General features: G+C 62.5%; 24 protein-coding genes and 1 tRNA gene. 15 read left to right on the top strand and 10 right to left on the bottom strand.

Annotation, left to right across the window (positions count from 1 at the left end):
* Window positions 1–19: 19 nt before the first annotated feature.
* The 9 genes from CH296_RS21700 (at window position 20) to CH296_RS21665 (ending at window position 10473) form a co-directional block, all read left to right on the top strand.
* Complete coding sequence (locus CH296_RS21700; RefSeq protein ID WP_094685737.1) at window positions 20–1354, top strand: NAD(P)/FAD-dependent oxidoreductase; 1335 nt, start codon at window positions 20–22, stop codon at window positions 1352–1354.
* A 32-nt stretch (window positions 1355–1386) separates the two neighbouring features.
* A complete protein-coding gene (locus tag CH296_RS29910) occupies window positions 1387–1614 on the top strand; it encodes a hypothetical protein (protein ID WP_373557295.1) in 228 nt (75 codons plus the stop codon).
* A complete protein-coding gene (locus CH296_RS29905) occupies window positions 1587–1940 on the top strand; it encodes an alanine:cation symporter family protein (protein ID WP_373557294.1) in 354 nt (117 codons plus the stop codon). The genes CH296_RS29910 and CH296_RS29905 overlap by 28 nt, the downstream gene beginning before the upstream one ends.
* Window positions 1941–2024: 84 nt before the next feature.
* Window positions 2025–3629: a DASS family sodium-coupled anion symporter gene (locus tag CH296_RS21690; RefSeq protein ID WP_094682739.1), complete on the top strand. Its 1605-nt coding sequence runs from the start codon at window positions 2025–2027 to the stop codon at window positions 3627–3629.
* Window positions 3630–3815: 186 nt separating this feature from the next.
* Window positions 3816–5879 (top strand): AMP-binding protein, encoded by a 2064-nt coding sequence (locus tag CH296_RS21685; protein ID WP_032398500.1) that lies wholly within the window; start codon window positions 3816–3818, stop codon window positions 5877–5879.
* A gap of 709 nt (window positions 5880–6588) precedes the next feature.
* Window positions 6589–7038, top strand: a complete 450-nt coding sequence (locus tag CH296_RS21680; protein WP_094682738.1) for a carboxymuconolactone decarboxylase family protein — start codon at window positions 6589–6591, stop codon at window positions 7036–7038.
* A 43-nt stretch (window positions 7039–7081) separates the two neighbouring features.
* Window positions 7082–7900, top strand: a complete 819-nt coding sequence (locus tag CH296_RS21675) for an Fpg/Nei family DNA glycosylase (protein WP_094647858.1) — start codon at window positions 7082–7084, stop codon at window positions 7898–7900.
* A gap of 154 nt (window positions 7901–8054) precedes the next feature.
* Window positions 8055–9806 carry a DEAD/DEAH box helicase gene (locus tag CH296_RS21670; RefSeq protein WP_179277793.1) on the top strand — a complete coding sequence of 584 codons (1752 nt, stop codon included), beginning with the start codon at window positions 8055–8057 and terminating at the stop codon, window positions 9804–9806.
* 286 nt (window positions 9807–10092) lie between these two features.
* Window positions 10093–10473 carry a hypothetical protein gene (locus CH296_RS21665; protein ID WP_143546407.1) on the top strand — a complete coding sequence of 127 codons (381 nt, stop codon included), beginning with the start codon at window positions 10093–10095 and terminating at the stop codon, window positions 10471–10473.
* A gap of 21 nt (window positions 10474–10494) precedes the next feature.
* Here CH296_RS21665 and CH296_RS21660 read toward each other — a convergent pair whose 3' ends face one another.
* The gene (locus CH296_RS21660) at window positions 10495–10959 is read right to left on the bottom strand and encodes an SRPBCC family protein (protein WP_032398164.1); all 465 of its coding nucleotides are present in this window, start codon (window positions 10957–10959) and stop codon (window positions 10495–10497) included.
* Window positions 10960–11051: 92 nt separating this feature from the next.
* A complete protein-coding gene (locus CH296_RS21655; protein ID WP_032398165.1) occupies window positions 11052–11420 on the bottom strand; it encodes a helix-turn-helix domain-containing protein in 369 nt (122 codons plus the stop codon).
* Window positions 11421–11499: 79 nt separating this feature from the next.
* Between CH296_RS21655 and CH296_RS21650 the strand changes: the two genes are divergently transcribed.
* On the top strand, window positions 11500–11910 hold the full coding sequence (locus tag CH296_RS21650) for a RidA family protein (RefSeq protein WP_094685734.1): 411 nt from the start codon (window positions 11500–11502) through the stop codon (window positions 11908–11910).
* A gap of 57 nt (window positions 11911–11967) precedes the next feature.
* Here CH296_RS21650 and CH296_RS29630 read toward each other — a convergent pair whose 3' ends face one another.
* The 6 genes from CH296_RS29630 to CH296_RS21625 form a co-directional block, all read right to left on the bottom strand.
* Window positions 11968–12411 carry a hypothetical protein gene (locus tag CH296_RS29630; protein WP_256980533.1) on the bottom strand — a complete coding sequence of 148 codons (444 nt, stop codon included), beginning with the start codon at window positions 12409–12411 and terminating at the stop codon, window positions 11968–11970.
* A 301-nt stretch (window positions 12412–12712) separates the two neighbouring features.
* On the bottom strand, window positions 12713–13405 hold the full coding sequence (locus CH296_RS29625; RefSeq protein WP_256980532.1) for a TerD family protein: 693 nt from the start codon (window positions 13403–13405) through the stop codon (window positions 12713–12715).
* Between the two features lie 105 nt (window positions 13406–13510).
* Entirely contained in the window at window positions 13511–14260 is a 750-nt protein-coding gene (locus tag CH296_RS21640) for an amino acid ABC transporter ATP-binding protein (protein WP_094685925.1), read from the bottom strand.
* Between the two features lie 35 nt (window positions 14261–14295).
* Window positions 14296–15036, bottom strand: coding sequence for an amino acid ABC transporter permease (locus CH296_RS21635; RefSeq protein WP_094629410.1), 741 nt, complete (start codon window positions 15034–15036; stop codon window positions 14296–14298).
* Between the two features lie 30 nt (window positions 15037–15066).
* Window positions 15067–15927, bottom strand: a complete 861-nt coding sequence (locus CH296_RS21630; RefSeq protein WP_032398169.1) for an ABC transporter substrate-binding protein — start codon at window positions 15925–15927, stop codon at window positions 15067–15069.
* Window positions 15928–16133: 206 nt separating this feature from the next.
* A complete protein-coding gene (locus tag CH296_RS21625; protein WP_094629456.1) occupies window positions 16134–17138 on the bottom strand; it encodes a LacI family DNA-binding transcriptional regulator in 1005 nt (334 codons plus the stop codon).
* A gap of 172 nt (window positions 17139–17310) precedes the next feature.
* Here CH296_RS21625 and CH296_RS21620 point away from each other — a divergent pair, with 172 nt between their 5' ends.
* Genes CH296_RS21620 through hydA form a run of 4 tightly spaced genes read left to right on the top strand, consistent with a single transcriptional unit; the run spans window position 17311 to window position 21196 of the window.
* A complete protein-coding gene (locus tag CH296_RS21620) occupies window positions 17311–18273 on the top strand; it encodes a dihydrodipicolinate synthase family protein (RefSeq protein ID WP_094685733.1) in 963 nt (320 codons plus the stop codon).
* Entirely contained in the window at window positions 18263–19411 is a 1149-nt protein-coding gene (locus tag CH296_RS21615; protein ID WP_094685732.1) for an FAD-binding oxidoreductase, read from the top strand. The genes CH296_RS21620 and CH296_RS21615 overlap by 11 nt, the downstream gene beginning before the upstream one ends.
* A 13-nt stretch (window positions 19412–19424) precedes the next feature.
* Entirely contained in the window at window positions 19425–19811 is a 387-nt protein-coding gene (locus CH296_RS21610; protein ID WP_032398172.1) for a gamma-glutamylcyclotransferase, read from the top strand.
* Complete coding sequence (gene hydA, locus CH296_RS21605; RefSeq protein ID WP_094685924.1) at window positions 19808–21196, top strand: dihydropyrimidinase; 1389 nt, start codon at window positions 19808–19810, stop codon at window positions 21194–21196. The genes CH296_RS21610 and hydA overlap by 4 nt, the downstream gene beginning before the upstream one ends.
* A 50-nt stretch (window positions 21197–21246) precedes the next feature.
* Here the strand turns inward: hydA and CH296_RS21600 are convergent, their stop codons facing one another.
* Complete coding sequence (locus CH296_RS21600) at window positions 21247–21669, bottom strand: phosphate acetyltransferase (protein WP_094682729.1); 423 nt, start codon at window positions 21667–21669, stop codon at window positions 21247–21249.
* A 789-nt stretch (window positions 21670–22458) separates the two neighbouring features.
* Here CH296_RS21600 and CH296_RS21590 point away from each other — a divergent pair.
* Entirely contained in the window at window positions 22459–23733 is a 1275-nt protein-coding gene (locus CH296_RS21590; protein ID WP_094685731.1) for a diguanylate cyclase, read from the top strand.
* A 341-nt stretch (window positions 23734–24074) separates the two neighbouring features.
* Here the strand turns inward: CH296_RS21590 and CH296_RS21585 are convergent.
* Window positions 24075–24148, bottom strand: a tRNA-Pro gene (locus tag CH296_RS21585).
* Window positions 24149–24198 lie beyond the last annotated feature (50 nt).

Genomic DNA, 24198 nt, shown 5'->3' with positions numbered 1-24198 from the left:
TCGACAGACAGGAGTGACGGTGACACACGTCGATACCCTCGTGGTGGGAGCAGGTATTTCCGGCTTGGTCGCTGCGACACTCCTGCATCGCGCCGGTCAGCGCGTCGTCGTTCTCGAGGCCAGAGATCGCGTAGGCGGTCGCGTCCGGACACTGCGCACCGACGAAGGCACCCTCGACGTCGGAGCGTCCTGGATTCACGGAACAGACGACAACCCCCTCGCCGATGCAGTAAACGCTTTCGGAATGCGGACCGTCGAATTCACCGTCGGTAGCTACCAGCCGGACGGCAGGCCCATCGCGTACTACTCCCCTACCGGGACCAGGTTGAGCGATGCGGCCGCCGCCCAGTTCGGTGCCGACGTTCACCTTTTCGACGAACTGTTCGCGACGACCATCGCGAATTCGCCCCCCGGAAAGTCGTTCGGTGACGCGGTGGAAGCAACTCTGACGCAACTGGATTGGGACGACGATCGACTCGAACGAGTTCGTGAGTTCCTGGGACATCGGGCCGAGGAACAGTTGGGGGTAGGAAAGGATCTCCTCGACGCGCACGGTTTGGACGACGACGCCATCGAGGGCGACGAAGTCGTGTTCCCGGATGGTTACGACGAATTGGCCGTTCGGCTGGCCGAGGGGCTCGATGTTCGACTCGAACATGTTGTGACGCAGGTCCGGTGGGGTCGAGACGGAGTTCTGGTCGATACCGGGTCCGGGAGGTTCTCGGCCGAGCGCGCTGTGGTGACGGTGCCGATCGGCGTACTGAAGTCTCCGGCGTTCACGGTGGAACCTTCTCTGCCGGAACCCGTTTCGGGTGCCCTGGAACGATTGGAGATGAATGCCTTCGAGAAGGTGTTCATCCGGTTCCCCACCAAGTTCTGGGACGAGAACGTCTACGCCGTGCGGCAGCAGGGCGAAGCCGGGCGCTGGTGGCACTCCTGGTACGACGTCACCATGCCGCCGGGGCGTCCGACGCTTCTGACGTTCGCAGCGGGCGCGTGCGCTCAGCAGATCCGGCACTGGTCGGACGAGCGCATCGCGGACTCGGTTCTCGAGGCACTACGTGGCCTGTACGGTGACCGTGTCGCTACGCCGGACAGCGTGTATGTCACTCGCTGGCAGGACGATCCGTTCTCCCACGGTTCGTACTCGTACATGACGGTGGGTTCACGTACGCGCGATCACGACGAACTGGCCACTCCGATCGGCGATGTACTTCACCTCGCCGGTGAAGCAACGTGGACCGATGATCCGGCAACGGTCACCGCGGCGTTGAAGTCGGGACATCGTGCAGCAGAACGGATTCTGGGGCGTCCGATTCCCTACCGAGATATCTGGGGTGCTACCGAGGAGTGACGGATGGCACCGTGGATACCGTCAGTTCAGTTGTGGATTTCTCGGCAGACCGTCTCTACAGCGTTTTTCACATCTATCTGTTGATCGGCGTCGGGCTGTACTTCACCGTCCGCACCACGTTCGTCCAGGTCCGGTTGCTGCCGTCGATGTTCGAGTCGATCGGCGGATCTCGATCGAAGCCGAGGGCGGAATCTCCGCGTTCCAGGCATTCTGCGTCGGTCTGGCATCTCGGGTGGGTACGGGAAACATCGCCGGCGTAGCCATCGCCATCACTCTCGGTGGACCGGGCGCGATCTTCTGGATGTGGCTGGTTGCGGTGGTCGGCATGGCGACTGCGTTCGTCGAGGCGACTCTGGCGCAGATGTACAAGGTGCGCAATCCCTATGGCAGCTTTCGTGGTGGCCCGGCCTTGGGTAAATGGGCCTTCGGTGCGCTGGCGGACTTCGAGGCCATGCGGCGCGAGGGTTGCGAAGACAAATTCGTCGGACGCGGCAACAGTCATCTGCCGGGCGACCTTCCCGGCGACGTGTGGGATCCGGTGCTCGACAACGACCCGACGATGAACAAGCCCGACGTCGCGCGGTAAGCGTCGACACCGGCCCCAGCCAAGTCGGACCTTTCGGACATTTCACGCGTTAGGGTGATGAAACGTCCACACCGAGGAGGATCCATGACGCAGGTCGGCGACGAGGAGAAGGCCGGGCGCTCATCCGAAGGCCACGACTTCGACGAGGTGGATCAGAGATCGGCCGGAGAACGAGAAGCCGAAGTGCAGCCCGGTCGCCGCAAGCGTCAATGGGTCGGCCTCGGCGCAGGCATCCTGTTGGCCATCCTCGTGTACCTGATTCTCCCCGATGACGTAGCGCATCCAGCGCGGCTGACCGCAGGCACCGCCGTCTTGATGGGTATCTGGTGGATGACGGAGGCGGTACCCATCCCGGCAACCGCACTGCTTCCCCTGGTCATCTTTCCGGTCTTCGATTCCGATGTCGCCGTCAACGATGTCGGAGCTTCCTACGGCAACAACATCATCTTCCTGTTCATGGGCGGATTCCTCCTGGCGCTGGCCATGCAACGGTGGAATCTGCACCGACGTATAGCCCTGTTGACCGTCGACGCGATGGGCACCAAACCGACGATGGTGATCGCCGGGTTCATGATCGCGACAGGCTTTCTGTCGATGTGGGTGTCCAACACGGCCACCGCCGTCATGATGATTCCGATCGGTGTCTCGGTGCTGGTTCTGGTTCTCGACATCGGCAAGAAGGCCGGAGCGGTGCCCGGCACCGGTGCTGACTCCGCCCCCGACGACGACACCATCACCCAGGCCGTCATCAAGAGCAACTTCGGGACCGCTCTGATGCTCGGCATCGCCTATGCCGCGTCGATAGGCTCGCTCGGAACCATCATCGGCACTCCACCCAACACTCTGCTGGTGGGCTACCTGGAGGGGCAGGGAATCACGATCGGGTTCCTCCAGTGGATGATCGCCGGTGTTCCGCTCGCCGTGATCCTGCTCGTGATCGCCTGGTTCCTGTTGACCCACGTGATGTTCAAGCCGGAGATCGACGACATACCCGGTGGCAAGCAGCTGATCAGAGGTGAGCTCGACGCCCTGGGCAGGATGTCGCAGGGTGAGATCCGGGTCGCGATCGTCTTCTCCCTGGCGGCAGTGTCGTGGGTGGCCGTTCCGCTGATCTTCGACGATGCCCCGATCTCCGACACCGGGATCGCCATGACAGCAGCACTGCTGCTGTTCCTGCTACCCAGCGGAAGCAAGAAGGGCGTCCGCCTGATCGACTGGGAGACCGCTGTCAAGCTGCCCTGGGGCGTGTTGCTGCTGTTCGGCGGCGGGCTCGCCCTGTCGGCCCAGTTCGAGTCGAGCGGCCTGACGGACTGGATCGGCAGCGTCGCAGGTGGCCTCGACACCATTCCGGTGGTCATGTTGGTCGTCGTCGCCACGGCCGCGATCATCTTCCTGACCGAGATCACCAGCAACACCGCGACGGCCGCGACGTTCCTTCCGGTGGCAGGTGGCGTCGCGATGGGCATGAACATCGATATTCTGGTTCTGACCGTTCCGGTAGCGCTCGCGGCCACCTGCGCGTTCATGTTGCCCGTGGCGACTCCGCCGAACGCGGTGTCCTACGCCAGTGGCTACATCACGATCGGCCAGATGATGCGAGGCGGTTTCTGGCTCAATCTGATCGCAATCTCACTGATCACCATCGCCGCGTACACGGTGTTCGCGTGGTCGCTCGGCATTCAGTTCTGACGCTCTGTACAGAAGAAGTCGAACGATTCGAGATCGACTTCGGCCGATTTCGCCCGCACAACCGTGCACCGGGTTTACGATGACGACTTCATCCAGGCGGATGACCCGTTCCAGGTGCGCGCCGCCATCCCCTGGTCGGTGCTGCGTCGGCGTTGCCGTCGACTCGGCAAGGCACGGGGGTGGAACATGGTCTCGGACGTCATCGACTGCAACATGGTCTTCGAGCACGACATCGAGCAGGTATGCGGTGTCTTGAGCGCGGTCGAGTTGTTTCCACGCTACTTCCCCGGGCTCGACCACTGCACACTCCGTGAGTCCACGGCCGGCTACCTGTGCGGAGTCAATGGTGTCGAGCACGCCCTCGACCTGGTGGTGGACAGACGCAACCGGCCGATCATCACCATCGAGCATGTCGAGTCCGGCGGATTCGTCAGATTCACCCTGACTGCGCGCGCGGCCGGTGAGACCAAGATCGATGTCACCGTCTTCAGGGCGGGGCTCGGCGGGTCCTACTCACCCCAGCCCGAGAACAACCGCGCAGTGGTCGATTGGGTGATGGGTGGTCTGCGCCGTCTCGAGAACTCCCTTTCCGGAACCTCGACGTCGATCGTGACCAACACCGGCGATTCGCGGTCGCTGCCGCTGGCGATCATGAAGACGATGGTGGGAACCGGTGTCATTCGTGCTGCACGTCCCGACCGCGCGTACCGACAGCTGAACTCGCTGGCCAAATGGGGTTTCACCCTCGGCGGCGGTTTCGCGGCCGCAGCAGCGAAGTCGCCGAACGAGATCGCCCTGATAGACGACCGAGGAACCCGTACTTTCGCGGAGATCCACCACCGTTCGCACCGCATCGCAGCGGGTCTCGACGCGTCCGGAATCAGCCCCGGAAGCACCGTCGGGATTCTGGCTCGAAACCACTCGGCGATGATCGAGTGCACCGTCGCGTGCGGCATGCTCGGCGTCGAGGTGGTGCTTCTCAACACCGGTCTCGCTGCCCGACAGATCGAGACGATCGCCGCCCGCCACCAGCTCCGAATGCTGTTCGTCGACGACGAGTTCGATTCGATGGTGCGCTATCTGCCCGACCACGTGACTCGGGTGAGTCTGTCTTCCCATACCGCCGTTCCGCGTCGACGCACCCTCGAGCATTTCGTCGCAGCCCCGTCCGCCACGTTCACCAGGCCGGACCGCCCCGGGTCGGTTGTCGTGTTGACCTCCGGTACCAGCGGCTCACCGAAGGGGGCGGTTCGGCCCACGCCGAAGGGCTTCGGAACCGTGGCAGCCATGCTGTCTCGCATGCCCCTTCGGATGAACGAGAGGATGTTGATCGCGGCACCGATGTTCCACAGCTGGGGGCTGGCGGCATTGCAGATCAGTACTCCCCTGCGAGCCACTGTGGTCCTCCTGGACCGATTCGATCCGGAGGACTGCCTGCGGGCGATCGAGGCGCACAGATGTACCTCGTTGATCGCGGTTCCGATCATGCTGCAGCGGATACTCGACCTGCCCGACGAGGTGCGCTCACGTTACGACACCTCGAGCCTCCGGGTCGTCGCGTGCAGTGGATCGGCATTGACAGGGTCGACCGTCAGCCGCTTCATGGACGTCTTCGGTGACGTCCTCTACAACTTCTACGGGTCCACCGAGGTCTCGTGGGCCACGATCGCGACTCCCGAAGACCTTCGCGCTGCGCCGGCGACCGCCGGACGCCCTCCCCTTGGTACGACTGTGGCGGTGCTCGACGCGGACGGTACTGCTGTTCCAATGGGGACCCTCGGCCGAATATTCGTCGGCAACGACATGCTGTTCGACGGGTACACCAACGCCGCGCCGCCGTCGACGGCGTCCGCCCGCGGAGCTGCCCTGATGGACACCGGCGATCTCGGGTACATCGACTGCAACGGACGGTTGTTCGTCTGCGGCAGGGACGACGAGATGATCATCTCCGGAGGCGAGAACGTCTTTCCGGGCCCCGTCGAGGATGCCATCGCCAATCTTCCGCAGGTCGGCGAGGTCGCGGTCGTCGGTGTGCCCGACCCCGAATACGGGCAGCGTTTGGCCGCATTCGTCGTCGGCCGTGGGTCGGCCGGCCTCGATGCGGACATGGTGCGCGCCTACATTCGAAATCGTTTGAGCCGCTTCTGCGTTCCCCGCGACATCACGTTCCTCGACGAACTGCCCCGAACCGCGACCGGCAAGGTGATCAAGAGAATGCTGATCGAGCCGCCCACCGCCGCTGGGATGTGACGTTCCGTTCGAAGGCACGGCCGGCGATGCACGCTCGGTCACTCTCGATGCCGACAGCCGCGAGCTGGATCGCGTTCGGACCTGCGTCACAACCGACGCCGTGACCGAAATTCGGGCTGTGTCGGCGACGCGTGTCGACAACAAGGTTCTCATCGCGCCTACCGACAGACAGTCGATCGCCAGCACACTGACGAGGCGGAAACCGACGGTTCCGGATAACCGGCGCCCAGACCCGGTGTGTCTGTCACGCCGAACCGAACAGCCCCGCCTCCGATGCGGTGCAGCTTCCGGGCATCCTCGCCACTGATCCACACCGTTGTGAGTTGCTCGATCGCAACTTTTTCCTCGATCGTTCACTTCGTGCCGCGCGTTGTACTCACTGTCTCAGTTGCTTGACTATTCAGAATCTGAGATTGTTGTTCGCTGACACGGGAGGAACGCGAATCGCTATGTCGAAGGCATCGAAAGACCCCCGAGAGGGAAGTACGGCGCAGGAACCTGGCGCGCATTCTTCGTTTCTCGAGCTGTTTCTCGAAGCGACTCGCGCAGAGCATGTCTTCGACGACACACAGCCTTCGCGCGACGACCGTAGCGGTGGGCCGGCCTCTCTGCGCTGACAGACCGTGGCCGAGTTCGCCTGCGCCGGCAATTCCCCCACCAGCCCCCTGCCATGATCTGTCGACACCGCGCACGAGGGAGAGGAAACACCATGATCGACGACGAAGCCACGAATCGGAGCAGGGGCCCGCGATTCGAGGACGGACTCGAGGTCCGCCGAAATGTAATGGGAAACGAGTACGTCGCGAAGGCGTTTGCCCATGCCGCGAACACCGACTCCGCTGCACTGCAAGACTTCGTCACCGACACCGTGTGGGGCGGGGTGTGGACGCGGCCCGGCCTCGATCACCGCAGCCGAAGCCTGCTCAACCTCGGAATCCTCATCGCGCTGCGTGCCCATGAGGAACTCGCAGGCCACGTACGAGGGGCGCTGCGCAACGGCCTCACCCGAACGGAAATCACCGAGACGGTGATTCATACAGCGGGCTACTGCGGAGCACCGGCCGCGCTGGCGGCGATGCGCGTCGTGCAGAAGGTCCTCGACGCCGAACTGGGACCGCTGGTGCCCGAAGGGGACACGAACGAGTCGAAAGACCGATGACGGCACCCGCGGATAGCGCCCGCGAATCGGGTACACCGGATCCATGCCAGAACTACCCGAAGTGGAAAACGCCCGACAGGTCGTCGAGAAAGCGCTCGACCGTGTCATCGTCGACATAGATGACAGCGACTCCTTTGAATGCCGACCGCACATGCCAGGCGATATCGCCCGCGCACTGAAGGGCGGGAAACTCACCGAGGCGCGTCGACGAGGCAAGGCCATGTGGTGCGAAACCGTCACGGCCGACGGCTCGGGCGGTCCGACCCTGGGCATCCACCTGGGGATGGGTGGACGCGTCATCGTCACCGCTCCCGACGGTGAACGCACGTCGCAGTACGGGGGTGGCGACCCTCATGTCGGTGAGCGCCCGACCGACAAGCCCGAGTGGACGCGCTTCTCCATGACGTTCGACGACGGTGGACAGCTTCGACTCTTCGACAAACGCCGCCTCGGCCGGGTTCGACTCGAACCCGATATCGACGCTCTCGGCCCGGATGCCGCGGAAATCACCCGCGACGACTTCCGTCACCGAATCGGTTCCAGTGGTGCACCTCTCAAAGCCCGACTACTCGATCAGTCCGCCATTGCAGGCGTCGGCAATCTACTGGCCGACGAGGTGCTGTGGCAGAGCGAGCAATCCCCGTCCAGGCGCGCCAAGACACTCACGACGGAGGAACTCGACGAGCTCCGCGTTGTTCTGCGCCGCGCGATCAGATCAGCGATAAAGAAGGGTGGCGTACACACCGGGGAGATCATTCCGTTCCGAAAAACGGATGCGGCGTGCCCTCGATGTGGTGCGCCGATGGCCCGCGGAACGGTGGGCGGCCGCACGACGTGGTGGTGTTCTGGCGAGCAATCCTGATCCGATCCATCGCGGGGTCTTATCCGATGGCACTGTAGGACAGTAATTTTGGGAAAAGTCAAGCCATTTCCGGATGCGGCACAATGTCACCGGACGGCGTACGGTGTTGGCAGCTTCGGACCCAGCCGAGGCAGTGAACTTCGCCGGAGGGTGCATGCTTTCGACCGCCGACATGGACCCCGCTCCGCACGTCACCTATCTGCCGCAGCGTCATTGTTTCGCCGTCTGGCGCAGCACACCGGGGGCGACGCCTGGAGATGAGTCCACTCCCGTCGAGCTCGCGGTTCCCGGCGCGGACGGCACCGTTGCCGTGCGCACTGTGGACGCGCAACTCGTGGCGGCGAACGGTGGCGAGCTCCGAACCGCAGCCGGCTCTGCGGAAGGCATGTCGGCACGCGGATGGTTGGCGATCCTGAACCACGTCGAGCACAATCCCGACGCGAGCGGGGTTCCACGAGAGCTCGTGGATGCACTTCCGCCTGCGGCGCACGCTGTTCCCAATGCCGGCGGCTCCAGCGTGCTGACTGCACATGGTGCCGTTGACGCGCTCCGCGCCAGCCTGCGCATGCAAGACGATCTGACCGAGAGTGCGTCGACCTTCACTCCGAGGCCCTATCAACTGCACGGTGCGTCCTGGGTGCCGACGGTTCAGGAGATCGGCGGCGGCGGAATCCTCGCCGACGAGATGGGGCTGGGCAAGACGCTCCAGGCGATTTCGCACATGATCGTCGGAGCGCGGCGAGGCGAGGGCAGCTACCTGGTCGTCTGCCCGACGTCGCTGATCAGCAACTGGCGCCGTGAGATCGAGAACTTCTCCGACGGCGAATTGGTCGTCAACGTGTACCGCGGACCGTCTCGCACCCTCGAGCACTGCGCCGAGCCAGGCTCGGTGACCGTCACCGGGTACCCCACCCTGCGCACCGACACAGATCGATTGAGCGAAATATCCTGGAGCACTGTGTTCTTCGATGAGGCGCACGTGATGAAGAACTCGCGGACCAAGATCGCTCGCGCAGCACGTCGACTGAAGTCCACCACGCGGATAGCCCTGACCGGCACTCCCGTCGAAAACCGAATGGACGAACTCTGGGCACTGATCGATCTCACCAATCCCGGACTGCTCGGAACCCGGGCTCGGTTCACCCGACGATTCTCGGCACCCATCGAGCAAGGAGGTTCGGCGACCGCACTCGCACAACTGTCGAGCGCGATCGCGCCGGTCGTCCTCCGCCGGACCAAGGCCGAGGTTGCAACGGATCTGCCGCCGAAGCACCACATCGACGTTCTGTGTCCGATCTCGAATGAGCAGGCGCTGCTGTACAACTCGGCCGTCGAGGAAGCATTCGACACCGGTTTCGGCACCGACCGTGGACGGGGAACGGCAGTACTGGCGCTGCTCACCCAACTCAAACTGATCTGCAACCATCCTGGGCTCGTCAAGGGCGATGTGAGTCGCCTGGCCGATCGCTCCGGCAAACTCGACAGGCTCACCGACATCGTCGAGGAGCTCACCGAGTCCTCGCGAGCTGCGCTCGTGTTCACGCAGTACCGCCGAACCGGGGAAATACTGGCCGAGCACCTCGAGAACCTCACCGGAGCTCCGATTCCGTTCTTCCACGGCGGACTCGACGTAGACAAGCGCGACGAGATGGTCGAGCAGTTTCAGAACGGTAACCGATCCCGCGTCATGGTTCTCAGTCTGCGCGCGGCGGGGTACGGCCTCAATCTCACCCGCGCCGACACGGTGATTCACTACGACCGATGGTGGAATCCCGCGGTCGAAGCGCAAGCCACCGACCGAGTGCACCGAATCGGACAGAAGTCGCCGGTGACGGTCATGGCACTGACGACGGAGCGACTCTGGAGGAGCACATCGCATCACTCCATAACCGCAAGAAGGCGATAGCCGGTTTGACCGAGAGCAACAACGAGTTGGCCCTGGCGGCACTCGATGATTCGACTTTGCGCGAGACGCTGTCACTGAGGACGGTGTCACGCTGATGGCCACAACACCTCGGGCCGCGGTATTCGGGTCGACCCCGTGGGGGAAAGAGTGGATCCGGCGCGTCGAGCCCATCGCTGTCACTCGGCCGAACCCAATACTGCCGCGGGCGCGCAGTCTTGTGCGCAACGATTCGGTTGTCGTGAACCGCAACCAAATCGGTAAGTTTCGCTGCGTCGTGTCCGCGGGCATGAAGAGTGAGACGGCTGTGCTCTCACTGCCCCGATACACGGCGACGGAACGAAAGTCGGTGATGCGCATTCTCGCCCGCCACACGCGCGGAGGTGCGAGCAGCGGTGACCTCCCCGATGAGGTTCACGCCGAACTTGTAGCGGAAAAGTTGTCGCCGGTCCCCGACGCCACCGGAGCGTTCTGTACCTGCTCCGGAAGAATCGATCCGTGCCTCCACGTAACGGCCGCTACGTACGCCATCAGTCTGATCGTCGATCAGATGCCGACGTCCGCATTGGCCGTCCGTGGAGTCGATCTTTCGGCAGCGACTACGGCGAAGGATGTTCCTCGACGTTGGATGCCGATCGAAAATCTCGACAGCACAGCGTTCTTCGGCTGACCTGAGACCTGCGGCTCGAGATCAGGACGTCGCTTCGACTGCCAGTCGAGCGAGTGTGTCGTTCAACTGATCTTCGGTCACCAGCGGAAACTTGATCTGCTGGAGCAACTTCTTGTCCGTGACCTTGGACCAGTCGTAGGTGTGGCGGACCAGCGTCTCGTTGGGGCCCTGAGATTCGAGCTCCCACAGCCATTCCCAGCCGGGAGGCTCGTTGCCGGCGGGCGCCGTCTTCCACGCGAGCAGCTTGTCTTTGATGTAGCCGCTCACCACATTGTCGGTCTGGTACTCGCCGCCCATGTGATCGCCCTGCATGTTCATCGTGAATTTCTCGCCGACCTTCTGAATGCGGTCGGCGTGGTCCACGCTCCGGACGAACCCGGATCCATCGAGAGCTTGATGCCGCTCGGGATTGGACAGCACATCGAATACCGCGTCGACGGGTGCTTCGATGGTGCGTTCGACTGTGACCTTGGAATTCTCTGTCATGACTACCGCTTGCCCAGAATTCGCCAGCTTCAATCTTCGGCCATCTCGAGTTCGAGTGACACTGCATATCGAGTTGCCGACTCGGACCGTCGTCACAGGAGGTCGAAGTCCGCGCGAGCTCGTTCGATCTCCGGCATGTGGTCGGTAGCCCATTGCAAGATGGCGTCGATCGGCATCCGAAGGGTCTTCCCCAGTCGCGTGATTCGGTACTCGACGGCGACGGGACGCGAACTGAGCAGGACCCTTTCGACGACACCGTTTCGTTCGAGTTTGCGCAATGTCGCGGTGAGCGATTTCTGTGTCACGTTCGGGATGGCGCGACGCAGTTCGTTGAAGCGGGACGGTTGTTCGCAGAGTACGTCGAGCACCGCCAGCGACCATTTGTCGAGTACCTGATCGAGCAACTCGCGATGGGGCGCGCTGATGGTGAGTTCGTCCTGCACGGCCGGGGTATCGGTCATGAAACCACGTCTCCTTGAAGTAACTTTGGTACACCAGGTATCAATGCTATACCTAACCGCAACCATCGAGGAGAAGCCGATGTCCGTCATCTATTCCAGCCCGGAAGGCATGACTCAGCACGTGCCGTACCACCATGTAGCCGTAGGTACCGGAACGCGCCACGTACACGTCAGTGGCCAGATCGCACGCCGCGTCGACGGTGCCCCGGTGGCCCCTGGCGACCTTGCGGGTCAGGTTGCACACGCGCTGAAAAATACTGCCATCGGATTGGCAGGTGCGGGTGCGACATTCAGCGACGTGGTGCGATTGACCTTCTATGTCACCCATTGGGCACCGGAGAAGATCGGCGAGTTCTTGACAGGTGTCGAACAGGTTGCAGTCGACATAGGACTTCCGACTCCCATGCCGCCCGCCTCGCTCATCGGAGTCGACTACCTCTTCGAACCGGACGTACTCGTGGAGGTCGAGGCGACGGCGATACTCGACTGAATTTCACTGCGGGCCCGGATCAGTGAAGACGTCGGGGCAACTCGTACAGTCGCGCAGTCAGTCGACCGCAGTGTCGGTGGACGACGATTCCGGGGCCGACGGGACCCATGGCTTCAGCGGTTGCACGACGTCGCGGTAGAAGGAATCGAGGCCGTCGGTCACACTTCCGATGAAGCTGGCCGCAGAGCCCGAGCGCTTGCTACCCATCTTGGTCGGTGACGTCAGCGTGAAGTACTGCAGTTCGCTGATCCGGCCTGCGGTCAACGATTTGGTGTCCGAGCGCACTGTCGCCAAGTTCTCGCAGGATATTTCGCCTGGGTCTGCGAACACGGCTTCGACCAGGATGTCGGCAGGAGCGTTCTTCAATTGCTTGAGCAGCCATGATGCTCGTCTGAGCGCGGTCCCGTCGGTCGGCGCGTCGATAGCGGTGCTGCACTGAATCTTGTTGGTACGCAGGTCCGCTTCGACAGTGACATCTCCGGCGGCATCAGGAATGCGCAATGTGGCCGAGAGACACCCGGAGGCAACGAGTTGCTCGACGATGTACTCGTTGCGCGCCTGGGGATCTCCGCTGAAAGATTCTCGAGCTGCTCTTTCTGTAGCTTGCCGGTGCCGGTTTTCACTTCCAGCAACGCTGTCCACACTTGGCCCGCGCGCGATACTCGAAACACACCGTCGGGGATGACCTTGCCCTCGCCCTTGACGAACTGCACTTCGAGGTAGCCCTCGAAGGGACCGGACGGCGCTCCGGCATGTGCGCAGATTGCGCGAGCGAACGGACGAACCGCCTGCATCGTCGCGATCAGCGCCGAGGTGGCCCTCTTCTCCTGCTCCTCACCGGATCCGACACCGGACACGGAGAACAGGCGAGCCGTCTGCCACACCTCTCCCCCCCCCCCGCCAGGGTGAACTGAGGCGGCGCGACCTTCTTGGCAACGGGCTTCTTGGTGCGAACGCCGCGTTTCGGCGGTTCGACATCGACAACCGAGACGTCGACGATCTCACCGGTCGTATCGACGGCCAGCACGTGCGAGTCGGCGACCTCGACCACGACAACTTCATTCGCCGAAGCTTCGGGCTCGCCGTCGTCGACGTCGACGCCGAAGTCCTGGGCCAAACCACCCAATCCGGATTCCCAGCCCTGACCGACCGCGCGTAGTTTCCACACGCCGTTCCGTCGATACACCTCCCCGAACACCAATGCTCGTTCCGACGACGCATCGGCAGTGAGGAACTCCCCGAGCACCGAACCTGCTTGATCCCGCACCTGCATCGACAGTTTCCCGAAGTCACCCAATGGAACATCGTCGGAGCTACCCGCGATGACCACCTTCTCGACTTCGGCTGCGAGAGAATCGAGATGGATCGACACTCGTTCCTGTTTGCCTTCGTCGGTGCTACTGCTCCCGCGGTAGCGTACGGTCGCGTCCGCGGACTCCGGCTGGTTGTAGAAGACGAAGTCTGCATCGGACCGAACGTGCCCGCTCGAATTCACCAGCAATGCAGACGCATCTATTCACAGCGTGACGGTGTGAGTCGATGACGCCCGACATTCATTCATTCGGCCGACGGCACGCATGATTGGCCCCGCTTACGCCGGTCAGAGGATACGACTCAAGAACTGTTGTGTACGAGCATTTTTTGGATTGTCGAAGAACTCGCGCGGAGGTGCTTCCTCCACGATCTTCCCGTCGCTCATGAAAACGACTCGGTCTGCGGCCGCTTTCGCGAAGCCCATTTCGTGGCTCACCACCACCATCGTCATACCCTCGTCGCGGAGTCGAAGCATGACGTCGAGCACCTCGTTGACCATCTCGGGATCGAGGGCAGAGGTGGGCTCGTCGAACAACATCACTTCGGGCTTCATTGCCATCGCTCGTGCGATCGCCACGCGTTGCTGCTGACCGCCGGACAGTTGTGACGGATAGTTCTCTCCCTTGTCTGCAAGGCCGACGAGGTCGAGTAGTTCCTGAGCTTGCCTGCGCGCCTTGTCCTTCTGCGTGCCGAGGACATGACGTGGGCCCGATGCGACGTTGTCCAGCGCCGTCATCATCGGAAACAGGTTGAAGCTCTGGAACACCATTCCTGTGTGGTGCCGCTGCTTGGCGATCTGCGCCTCCGACAGCGGCGTTCGCTTGACCCCTTCCGAGAAGCCCATCATCTCGCCGCACACTCGGACGGTCCCGGATTCAATGGTCTCGAGACAGTTGAGCGTGCGCAGCAAGGTGCTCTTTCCACTTCCCGACGGCCCGAGCAGCAGGACCACTTCCCCTTTGTCCACCGTGAAATCGATGTCGTCGAGGACGACGAGATCGTTGTAGGCCTTGGTCATGTTCCTGACCTCGACCATCGTCGTGGCCTTCCTGGTAGTAGACGTCGCACTGGTCATCGGTTCACGGCCTCGGCTTTCATTGCGCTGTCGTCGAGCTTCGGACTCGACGGACCGCCCTTACGACGGTAATTGCGGTCGTATCCACGCCCTACCCGTACTTCGATCATCTTCTGAATCAACCCCCACAGAGTCGTCAGCACCAGGAAGTACAACGCTGCGGCGCAGAGCCCTTCCAGCACTCGGAAATTCACCTGCACCAGGAACTGGGTCCGTCTCAGCAATTCCTGTACGGAGATGACCGACACCAGAGTTGTGGTCTTGAGCAACCCGTTGAAGCTGTTGCCGAGTGGAGGAATCATCACCCGCAGCGCCTGTGGGAGAACCACCACGCGGAAGACCTTCGTGGGCGACATGCCGAGGGCTCGTGCCGCTTCGGTCTGTCCGGTCGGAACCGAGAGCAATCCGGAACGGACTATTTCCGACAGGTATGCGGCTTCGTTGAGAACCAGGCCCACGAGTGCCGCCTCGATCACGCCCAATTTGATGCCGACCTGAGGAAGTCCGGTATAGATGATCACCAACTGCACCAGTAGAGGCGTGCCGCGCATCAGCCACACGTAGAACCCGGCGACTATCCGCAGGGGTGCGAGCTTGGATGATCGCGCGGAGGCGACCACCACTGCGAGAGCGAGTCCGAGGATCATGCTGACTACGGTGAGCCAGATCGTGACCCACGCGCCCTCGAGCAGCTGGGTGCTCGTCAGGATGGAGAAGAATGCGTCCCAGGACCACATGTGGGTGCCTTTCGACTTACGTTGGTCGGATCAGCTGTCGAGAGGACCGGTGCTCACGGCAATATCGCCGTCGTATCCGGTGACGTCGTACTGCTCGAACAGTTCGGGCAGATATCCGTCGCTCCTCATCTCCGACAGCACACGCGCCACCTCTGCAGAGGATTTGCTGTCCTTGGCGAATCCCATGGCCAGAGGTGCCTCGTTGATTCCACCGACGGCTGTCTCGAATCGTCCGTCTTCCTGGTAGAACGACGTGACCGACTCGACGATGGACGTGCCGTCGAGCTGGCCTGCCGAAAGCGCTTGATAGGCATCGGCATTGGTTTTGAATGTCTGCACTGTCAGCGCCGGCTTTCCTTCGGCCGCAAACTGCTCGGCCATGGCGGTCAGCGTGTCGAATTCGTATCCGGGCGCTTCGACCCCGATGGTCTTGCCCGCCAGGTCGTCCACGCTGGAGATCGATTCGGGGTTGCCCGACGGCACCGAGATCGAGACTGCCTGCACCTCGTACGGAACGAGATCGATGGTCTCGGCACGTGCAGGCGTGTAGAACATTCCGGTGTCGATCATGTCCCAACGGCCGGCCTGCACACCGGGAATCTGTGCCTCGAACTCGATGTTGACGAACTTCGGCGTCAAACACAGGCGCTTGGCGATCTCCTTACCGAGGTCGACACGCATGCCGATCACGTCCCCGTTCGGATCGACGTACTGCATCGGCGGAAGAGTCGCGTTGGTGGCCATCGTCAGTACGCCTTCTTCGGCAAGGTCCGAAGCACCGAGCGTGGGTGTGCAGTCCGTCGGCGCGGCTACGGAATCGTCCGAGGAACTACAGGCAGTGAGGCCGGCCACCACGACAGCGATAGCGGCGATTCCTGTTAACTTACGCATTGAGCGAGCCTTTCCATATCGACTGCAGCACTACACGTTCGAGGACGGGGCGGCAGCGACGATGAGGGAGTTGTTCGAGAAGAATCGATCTTTTGGGATCGATTGCATCAAGCGTCGCAGACGAATTCGGAGGCGTCAACGCGGTTAACACTGCCGACACGCGGTACATCAACTGTTAACCGTTCGCAGGTGATCGCGCTCACCGATCACAGTGCGGCACACGACGACCGCTCCACCAGACGAGCACCGATTCGATACGTGCGCCCATCGGGTTCGAGTGAATCCTTGATCTGCTGGAACAGCAGGTCCATTGCCACATTCGCCAACTGAGCGGCACCGTTGTCGACGACTGTGATTGCCGGCTGCCACATCGCGAGCCACGGCATGTCCTCGTGGCAGATCAGCGACAACTCGTCCGGCACCGACACTCCTCTGCCGACGAGCGTGGGCAGGATGCCGAAGACAGCCTCGTGGTTGGCCGCATAGAGAGCAGTCATCGCCTGGGGTGCATCCAGTAACGAATTGATCGCTTCGGCGCCGAACTCCGTGGTGAACGGGCCTTTCCGGACGATCGTCTCGTCGACCGGAATACCTGCGTCGGCCAGCGCCAGTCGATAGCCCTCGTAGCGCTCACGTCCGGACGTCGCATCCTCGTTTCCACCGACATACCCGATACGACTGTGCCCGAGCTCGATCAGGTGCGCTGTCGCGTCGCGAGCACCCGTTACGTCATCTGCCAGCACCGTCGACGCAGAGCTCCCCTTCACCGAACGGATCAGGTTGACCACCGCTCGGCCCTGCTCCAGAAGCGCATTCGACGCCGCAGCACTTCGACCGCTGCCGATCACGATGGTTCCGTCGACGCCGTGCTCGCCCAGCATGGCCAGTACGTCGTCCTCGCGCGCCGGATCGGCATCGGTGATGCAGAGCAGTACCTGAAATCCACTGGCTGCTGCCCTCTTTTGGACGACCTCGGCGACAGTGTGAAAGGTCGCGTTGAGCAGGTTGTTCATGACCAGACCGATCAAATGCGACCGGTTGGAGCGCAGCGCGCTCGCGGCCCTGTTGGGCCGATACCCGAGAACCCGGGCCGCATCCTCCACCGCTGCCCGTGTCTCCGCCGAGATCAGCGACGATCCACTCAACGCGCGTGATGCCGTGCTGCGCGAAACCCCAGCAGCGCTCGCAACGTCGATCAAGGTGACCGCCATCGGTTCTCCGTTCTCTTGCTTCACGCCTAGGACAGACATATTCGACCGTGGTCGCGTTACAAGTACGTTTCCGGCTTGACGACTCGACCACCCCGAAGGCAGTCTATGCAATCGATCCCATAAATGCGGGTACGACGCGTCGTCGATCGTCCCGAGCCCGAAAGGCACTCCCATGAATCGCGATGATGTCGCGTGGTCCGGCTACTGGCCCGCTGCCCCCACACCGTTCACGCAGTCGGGTGCCGTCGATACCGAGGCAATTTTCGACTTGATGAATCTCTACGCGCAGACGGGAGTTCACGGTGTACTCGTGAACGGCAGCACAGGCGAGTGGTTCAGCCAGAGCGACCACGAACGAAAGACCGTAACGGAAGCATCGATCGATGCAGTCGCAGGCCGCTTCCCTGTCGTGATCGGTGTCAGCGCGTACACAGCTGCGCAGTCCTCCGCGCTCGCGAAGCACGCTGCTTCCGTCGGCGCGGACGGCATACTGGCGACGCCTCCGCCCTACGTACACACCTCGGCGGAAGAGACATTCCAGTACTACCGAAGCGTCAGCACCGCAACATCACTGCCGTTCATGGCCTACAACTGGCCACGGGGCGTTGCGGTCGACATGGGAACCTCACCCGACTTGTTCTCTCGACTGGCCGACCTGGACAACGTCGTCGCGATCAAAGACAGCACCGGTGATTGGCTCGCCATGCTCGACACCGTCGAGGCCGTGTCCGACCGCGTTCGTGTATTCGGGAGTTTTCTGCATCGACGCGGCCTTGCCACGCTGCTCGAGCTGGGCGGGGACGGCAACATCGACGGAGGTGGGGTGGGCGCGCCCTTCGCGGTGCCGTTCTACGAGGCCGTTGCTGCACGGGACGCCGACACCGCGCGCATGTGGGTCGATCGTTACCGCGCGTTTTCGGGCCGGCTCATCGCCTCGGACTACAGCGGCGTCTACGCCTCCCCCATCCCTCAGTTGAAGGCCGTGATGAACCTTCTCGGTCAACCAGGAGGCACTGTGCGAGAACCACTGCTTCCGGTCACCGACGCCGACACGCTTGCCTCGCTGCAATCGGTCATCGTCGAATCGAGTATCGACGATGCCTACGCGACCTTAGGAGCTGTGCATGCGAACTGAAGTCGACGTCGTTGTCATCGGAGCCGGAATCGTCGGCGCAGCAACGGCTCTCGCCCTCACCCGCGCGGGATCCCGCGTCGCTGTACTCGATCGCACCCTGCCCAACACCGCCGGCTCGGGTACGACCGCGGGCAACCTGCACATCCAGACGATTCACACCCGCAGGCCTGGGCAGGGCCGAGCCGTCGACGTCGAACAGCTACTTCCGTTGCAGAAGTCGACGAGCACATTGTGGAACACGCTGGACGAGACCGTGCCTGGTCTCGGGCTGAACCGGTGCGGCGGCTTCATGGTGGCCGAGACCGAAGAGCAGGTCCACGCCCTCATCACGAAGCACCGATGGGAACGCGATGCGGGGATTCCGACGGAGGTACTGAGCGGTGACGAAGCGCGGCAGGCGCTACCTCTGCTCGGCCCGAGCATTCAGGCCGCAACCTGGTGCCCGTGGGACGGATTCGCCGAACCCGACCTCGCAGGCCCTGCCCTGTTGCGACAGGTCGCGGCCGAGGGAGCGTCTGTACACCCGTCGACACCGGTGATCGGACTGACCCACGACGGTGACGTCTGGACCGTCGACACCAATGGTGGGACGTGGATTGCACCTGTGGTGATAGACGTTGCAGGTCCGTGGATGGCACCGATCGCCGCGATGGCGGGGATATCGCTCGAACTCGTCCCGACGTCGTTGCAAATGCACGCGCTGAAAGCCGCGCCCCGGACGCTCGAAGTGCTCGTACAGCACGTCGGGGAAGGAATGTCGATCAAGCAGAATCGATCGGGACGCCTCGTCCTCGGCGGCGGCTGGCCTGCAGGTGCGTTCCACGACAGCGAGCCGGCCCCGAGCAGATCCGACAGCACCACGGGAAACCTGGAGCAGGTTCGACGGCTTCTGCCTGCGCTGAGCCACAATGCGCTCCTCGATACATGGACCGGGCCCGTGGTCACCACGCCCGACGAAATGCCGGTCATCGGCGAACTCGCCGGCGCCCCGGGACTATTCGTGGCAGGCGGCACCTACTCCTTCACCTTCGCACCGCTCTGGGGACACATCCTCACCGAGCTGGTGCACGGTAGGAAACCAGAACTCGACGTAACAGCGTTCTCTCCGAACCGACTCGTCCGAATCCAAGCTCACTGAAAGAAGGCTTTGAATGGCACTGGTCACGATGTTCGTCAACGGACAGGCGATGTCCGGCGGCACCCTGAACGACGCGTTGCACAAGGCGCGATTCGTGGGGAAAATCGATACCGCACCGAAATACCGATTCTTCTCCGTGCGTAACGAATTTCCCGGTTTGCACCCGGTGACAACCGATGGATATGTGGTACCGGGCGAGCTCTACGAGGTCGAGTACGACGTATTGCGCGACGAGCTCCTTCCCCGGGAACCGAAGGAACTCGAACTCGGGGTCATCGAGTTGGCGGATGGCTCGGGCTCCCTGTCGATGCGAATGCGCGAGAGCCATCTGACGGCCGCCGGTGTCACCGACATCAGTGACCGCGGCGGATGGCTGGCCTACCTCGCGAGCACACGATGAAGGTCGTGCGCGGTGGGATGGTCGTCGAATCCCACTGGGCCGCTCCGGCAGACCTGCTCATCGACGACGGCAGAGTCGTTGCGGTGCTCACCCCAGGGAGCAAGGTCGACGCGGCAGCAGAGGTCATCGATGCAACCGGGAAGCTGGTGATGCCGGGTGGAGTCGATCCACACTGCCACGTCGGGTTCACCTCCGGCGAATTCACCTCGCTCGATTCGTATTTGGAGTGCACGACGGCGGCCGTGTTCGGCGGCACCACCACGATCATCGACTTCGCTATCCCCCGTCCAGGTCAACAGCCGCTGGACGCCGCCGAGGTACAGCGCGCGAAAGCGTCGAGCGGACTGTGCGATTCGGCTCTGCACGCCTGCGTCGTCGAGTGGACCGACACTACGGCCGACCAACTGAAGACGCTGGCCGACGCCGGCATCCGAACTGTCAAGATGTTCACCACCTATGCCGGTGAGACGATGGCCAACGAACACACCATCCTCAACACGATGCAGACCACTCGCGACCTCGGCGGAATGGTCATCATCCACTGCGAATCCGACGCGATCGTCACCGATGCGCAGAACCTCGCGGCGGCATCGGACGGTGTCGATGCCGCACACATGTCGCAAACACGGCCGGAGCTCGCCGAGACCGCCTCGGTCGCAGCCATTCTCGCGATCGCCGAATCACAGAGTGCACCGGTCTACTTCGTGCATCAGTCCACTCCGGCTGCCGTCGAACTGGTCGCGGACGCTCGCAAACGAGGACTTGTTGCCTTCACCGAATCGGTCGCTCACCATCTGATCCTCGACGACTCGGCCTACGAGGGTGAGCAACCGGAAGGATTCGTCTGCTGCCCACCGCTGCGCTCGGCCGAGGTGGTCGAGGAACTCGGGCGTCACCTGTTCACCGGGCACGTCACTACCATCGGTTCCGACCATTGCTGCTACGACACCGCACAGAAGCAGGTGCACAGCCACGACGTGCGGCATATGCCCAACGGACTCCCCGGAGTCGAGACGCGTCTCCCGGTGATCTACTCGCACTACGTGGACGGATTGGGTCTGACGGCCAGCAGATTCGTGGAGTTGACCTCGGCGAATCCAGCGCGCACCAATGGCCTCTATCCACGCAAGGGCTCACTGATGCCGGGGTCCGACGCCGACATCGCGATCTGGGATCCCGAACTGGAATGGACGGTGACCACCGAATCACTCCACATGGCGACCGACTACACCCCGTACGAGGGACACCGACTTCGAGGAAAGCCGGTCACCGTGATCGTGGGCGGCGAGATTGTTGTCCACGACGGCGAACTCATCGACGCCACTCCCCGCGGTCGACACCTCGAGGCCTCACCCCTCGACTTCAGCGGGGCATTCAGTATGTGATCCTCGTACACGAGCGATCTCGCTCTTCGTCCACGGACGATCCGATAGGTCTACTTGTCGGCAAGTCCCGTTGCCTCTGCCAAATATTCGCGTGAGTCTCGAAATGTTTGCGCAACACCGCGTCCGGCGATGGCTTGGTACCGACTGAGCCGGTCGTCATCGAGAGCTTCGAGGACGGTACTGGAATCTGCGTGCATCCAACCACCGTCCCGAACCAGTTCGTGGGCGCGTTTGCTGGGTAGCGCCGAAATACCCTCGACCCTGATCCCATTCGGATCGGTCGACGCCGCGATGTAATAGGCCTTCTTGCCGGGGTACCCGGCCTTGACCTTCTCGCGCAACCGGAAGACGGCATCGGCCGCGTCGTCGATGGCCGATGCCTGTTCGTCGGAGCCCGATTCGGCGGCAGAGATTCGCGCGATCTCTCCATCGAGCGCGGAAAGCAAAGTGGCGAGGTACTCGAGATCGCTCATGGACCCATGATGCCCTAGATCAGTGATCCCTCGGACCAACACCCGACCGCAGGATGTCGGCGCCTCTACAGCTCGGGCTCAACCTGAGCAAGCGCACAGTCCAGATGCCTACCGGCGATGTCATGGACCGCTAACGAGGCGGAGATCCCCGAACGGTTGCCCGCACCACCTGCAACTTCCACCGATGTAGTCGTGCCCGTCTTCACGCTCGCATTCGTCGACTGCGCATTCGCTGCCGCACGAGAGCATCTGGCCACACCGCTCACCGCTCACCGCCACAGGCCGGGCGGTGACAGTCACTCGGCATACAGACGAAAAAAGACGGCCCCGGATTTCTCCGAAACCGTCTTCGACCTGCAATGTGTCGGGCTGACAGGATTCGAACCTGCGACCACTTGACCCCCAGCTGGATCGACCGTTACATCGATGGACCCACCCGGACGCAACACACAGCTGCTGACCAGGCGCTCTCGCCCGGATCGGTCCAGGTCAATCCGCCCTCGGTCGAACCGAGTAGGGACACGCTCGAACATCGATTGCTCCACGCGGATCCACCGAAAGCCCCACGCACCACACCGATGCACCGCTGCGAAAAGTGATCGAACCACCGACCCGACACGGCCTCGTATCCAGACCGCGAGGACACCCCGCTGAAGGGACGAAGCTACAACCTACGCGTCCAGCCTCCGAGCTCTGGCTGAGGCCGATCGCTCGAAAGCTCGGGCACGATCGGGACGAACGGAGCAGACTCCCTATCGGATCAGTTGCAGCTGGAACGGACGTGCTGTCGTGGGCGATCGACATCGTGAGGACAACCTGGGGCCCGATCACGTTTCGGGGATCGAGACGCCGAACGCATCGATAGGCATCACCCGATACTTCATCGACACCGGGCGGCTCGAATGGGATGCTCGTGCCGCCGACATCTTCGAGGCGGGCCTCGATCCCCGGCCTGCAATCGAGATCTGGCACGAACGTGTGCACCCGGACGACGCGCACCTGCTGGTCCAACTCTACGAGGACGCAAGCGCCGACGTCGGTGCGGAGTGTATCTACCGGGTTGTTCTCTCCGACGGCACCGTTCGCCACATTCTCACTCGAAGTGTCGCCGTGGAAACCGCGCCCGATGGCCATCCGACGGTTCTGACCGGAGTGGTTTCACAGGTCCGACCGCTCATCGATACGAGCGAACGCCTCGGCACAGTTCTGGACTCCGTCTCGCTGGGCTTCGCGATTCTCGACCGCGACATGATCATCCGTTACGTCAACACGCAAACCGAACGGCACCTCGGCATCGCCCGGGATCAGCTCATCGGACGACATCTGCACGACGCGCTCCCCGATACCCAGGGCTCCTACTTCGACAACCTTCACCGCGACGCGTTGCTCACCTGCGGCGAGGTCAGCATCGAAGCACCCGCACTCTTTCGCCCCGACACGATCATGGAGGTGACCGCCAACTACGTCGAGGACGTTGTCGCAGTCAGTTTCCGCAACGTCACCGATGCAGTTCACAGAGCCACACGATTACTCGACGCATACCGAGAACTTCTCGCCAAATCCCGACTCGACGACCTCACAGGAGTGCTGAACCGATCTGCTCTGTTCGAACGAATCGAGAGGGTCAGCGCCGAAATATCGCTCCCCACAGCAATATTGTTCATCGACGTCGACAACTTCAAGACCATCAACGACACCCACGGCCATCTCGTCGGCGATCACGTTCTACGCATCACCGCCGCCCGACTCGCCGACCTGTGCAATTCCAACACTGTCCTCGGCCGGATCGGGGGCGACGAATTCGTCATAGCGATGTTCGACGATGACGAACCACTGACGACGAACGAGCCCGAACAACTTCGCCGACGACTACGCCGCGCAGCACGCGCACCCATCGACTTGAACGACTCCACCCTCTCGATCGAATTGAGCGTCGGAATCGCACACAACACAGGTGAGTCGACTCTCGAGGACATGCTCACCCGAGCCGACCTCGCTCTGTACGAACACAAAACCAACATTTCCCGCATCGACGTCCCTCGCCGGACAAAGCATCAGCACTGACCGCTGACGGAACCGGATCGAACCCCTGCGGCAGCGCTACAGCGGATCTGGACGAAGAAACAAGAACCGGAGCCACCGATTCGTCCGAGTTGCAGCTCGACACGGACGCCTATGGACCCAGTAGCTCCTCGAGGAGCGAACCAGCTGAACAAAGTGGCTCCGTCCGCTCAGGTCCATTCGACCGACGCACGCAGATCGCCGGACACCAGCGGATACACCTGGACAGCGCCTCAGCGCCGAGTTCGACCGTGTAAGCATTGAGTAGTGACACCCCCGCGGCACGCACACAAAAAAGACGGCCCCGGATCTCTCCGAAACCGCCTCTGACCTGCATCTATCTGTCGGGCTGACAGGATTTGAACCTGCGACCACTTGACCCCCAGTCAAGTGCGCTACCAAGCTGCGCCACAGCCCGCCGCGCCTCGAAAGGCGCTTGCTGAGATTACCCCAGCCCTACCCCTGAGA

The sequence above is a fragment of the Rhodococcus sp. 14-2496-1d genome, from assembly GCF_002259365.1.
Classification (GTDB): Bacteria; Actinomycetota; Actinomycetes; order Mycobacteriales; family Mycobacteriaceae; genus Rhodococcoides.
The sequence above is the reverse complement of the archived record's forward strand: the minus strand, read 5'-3'. Positions and strand labels throughout refer to the sequence as shown.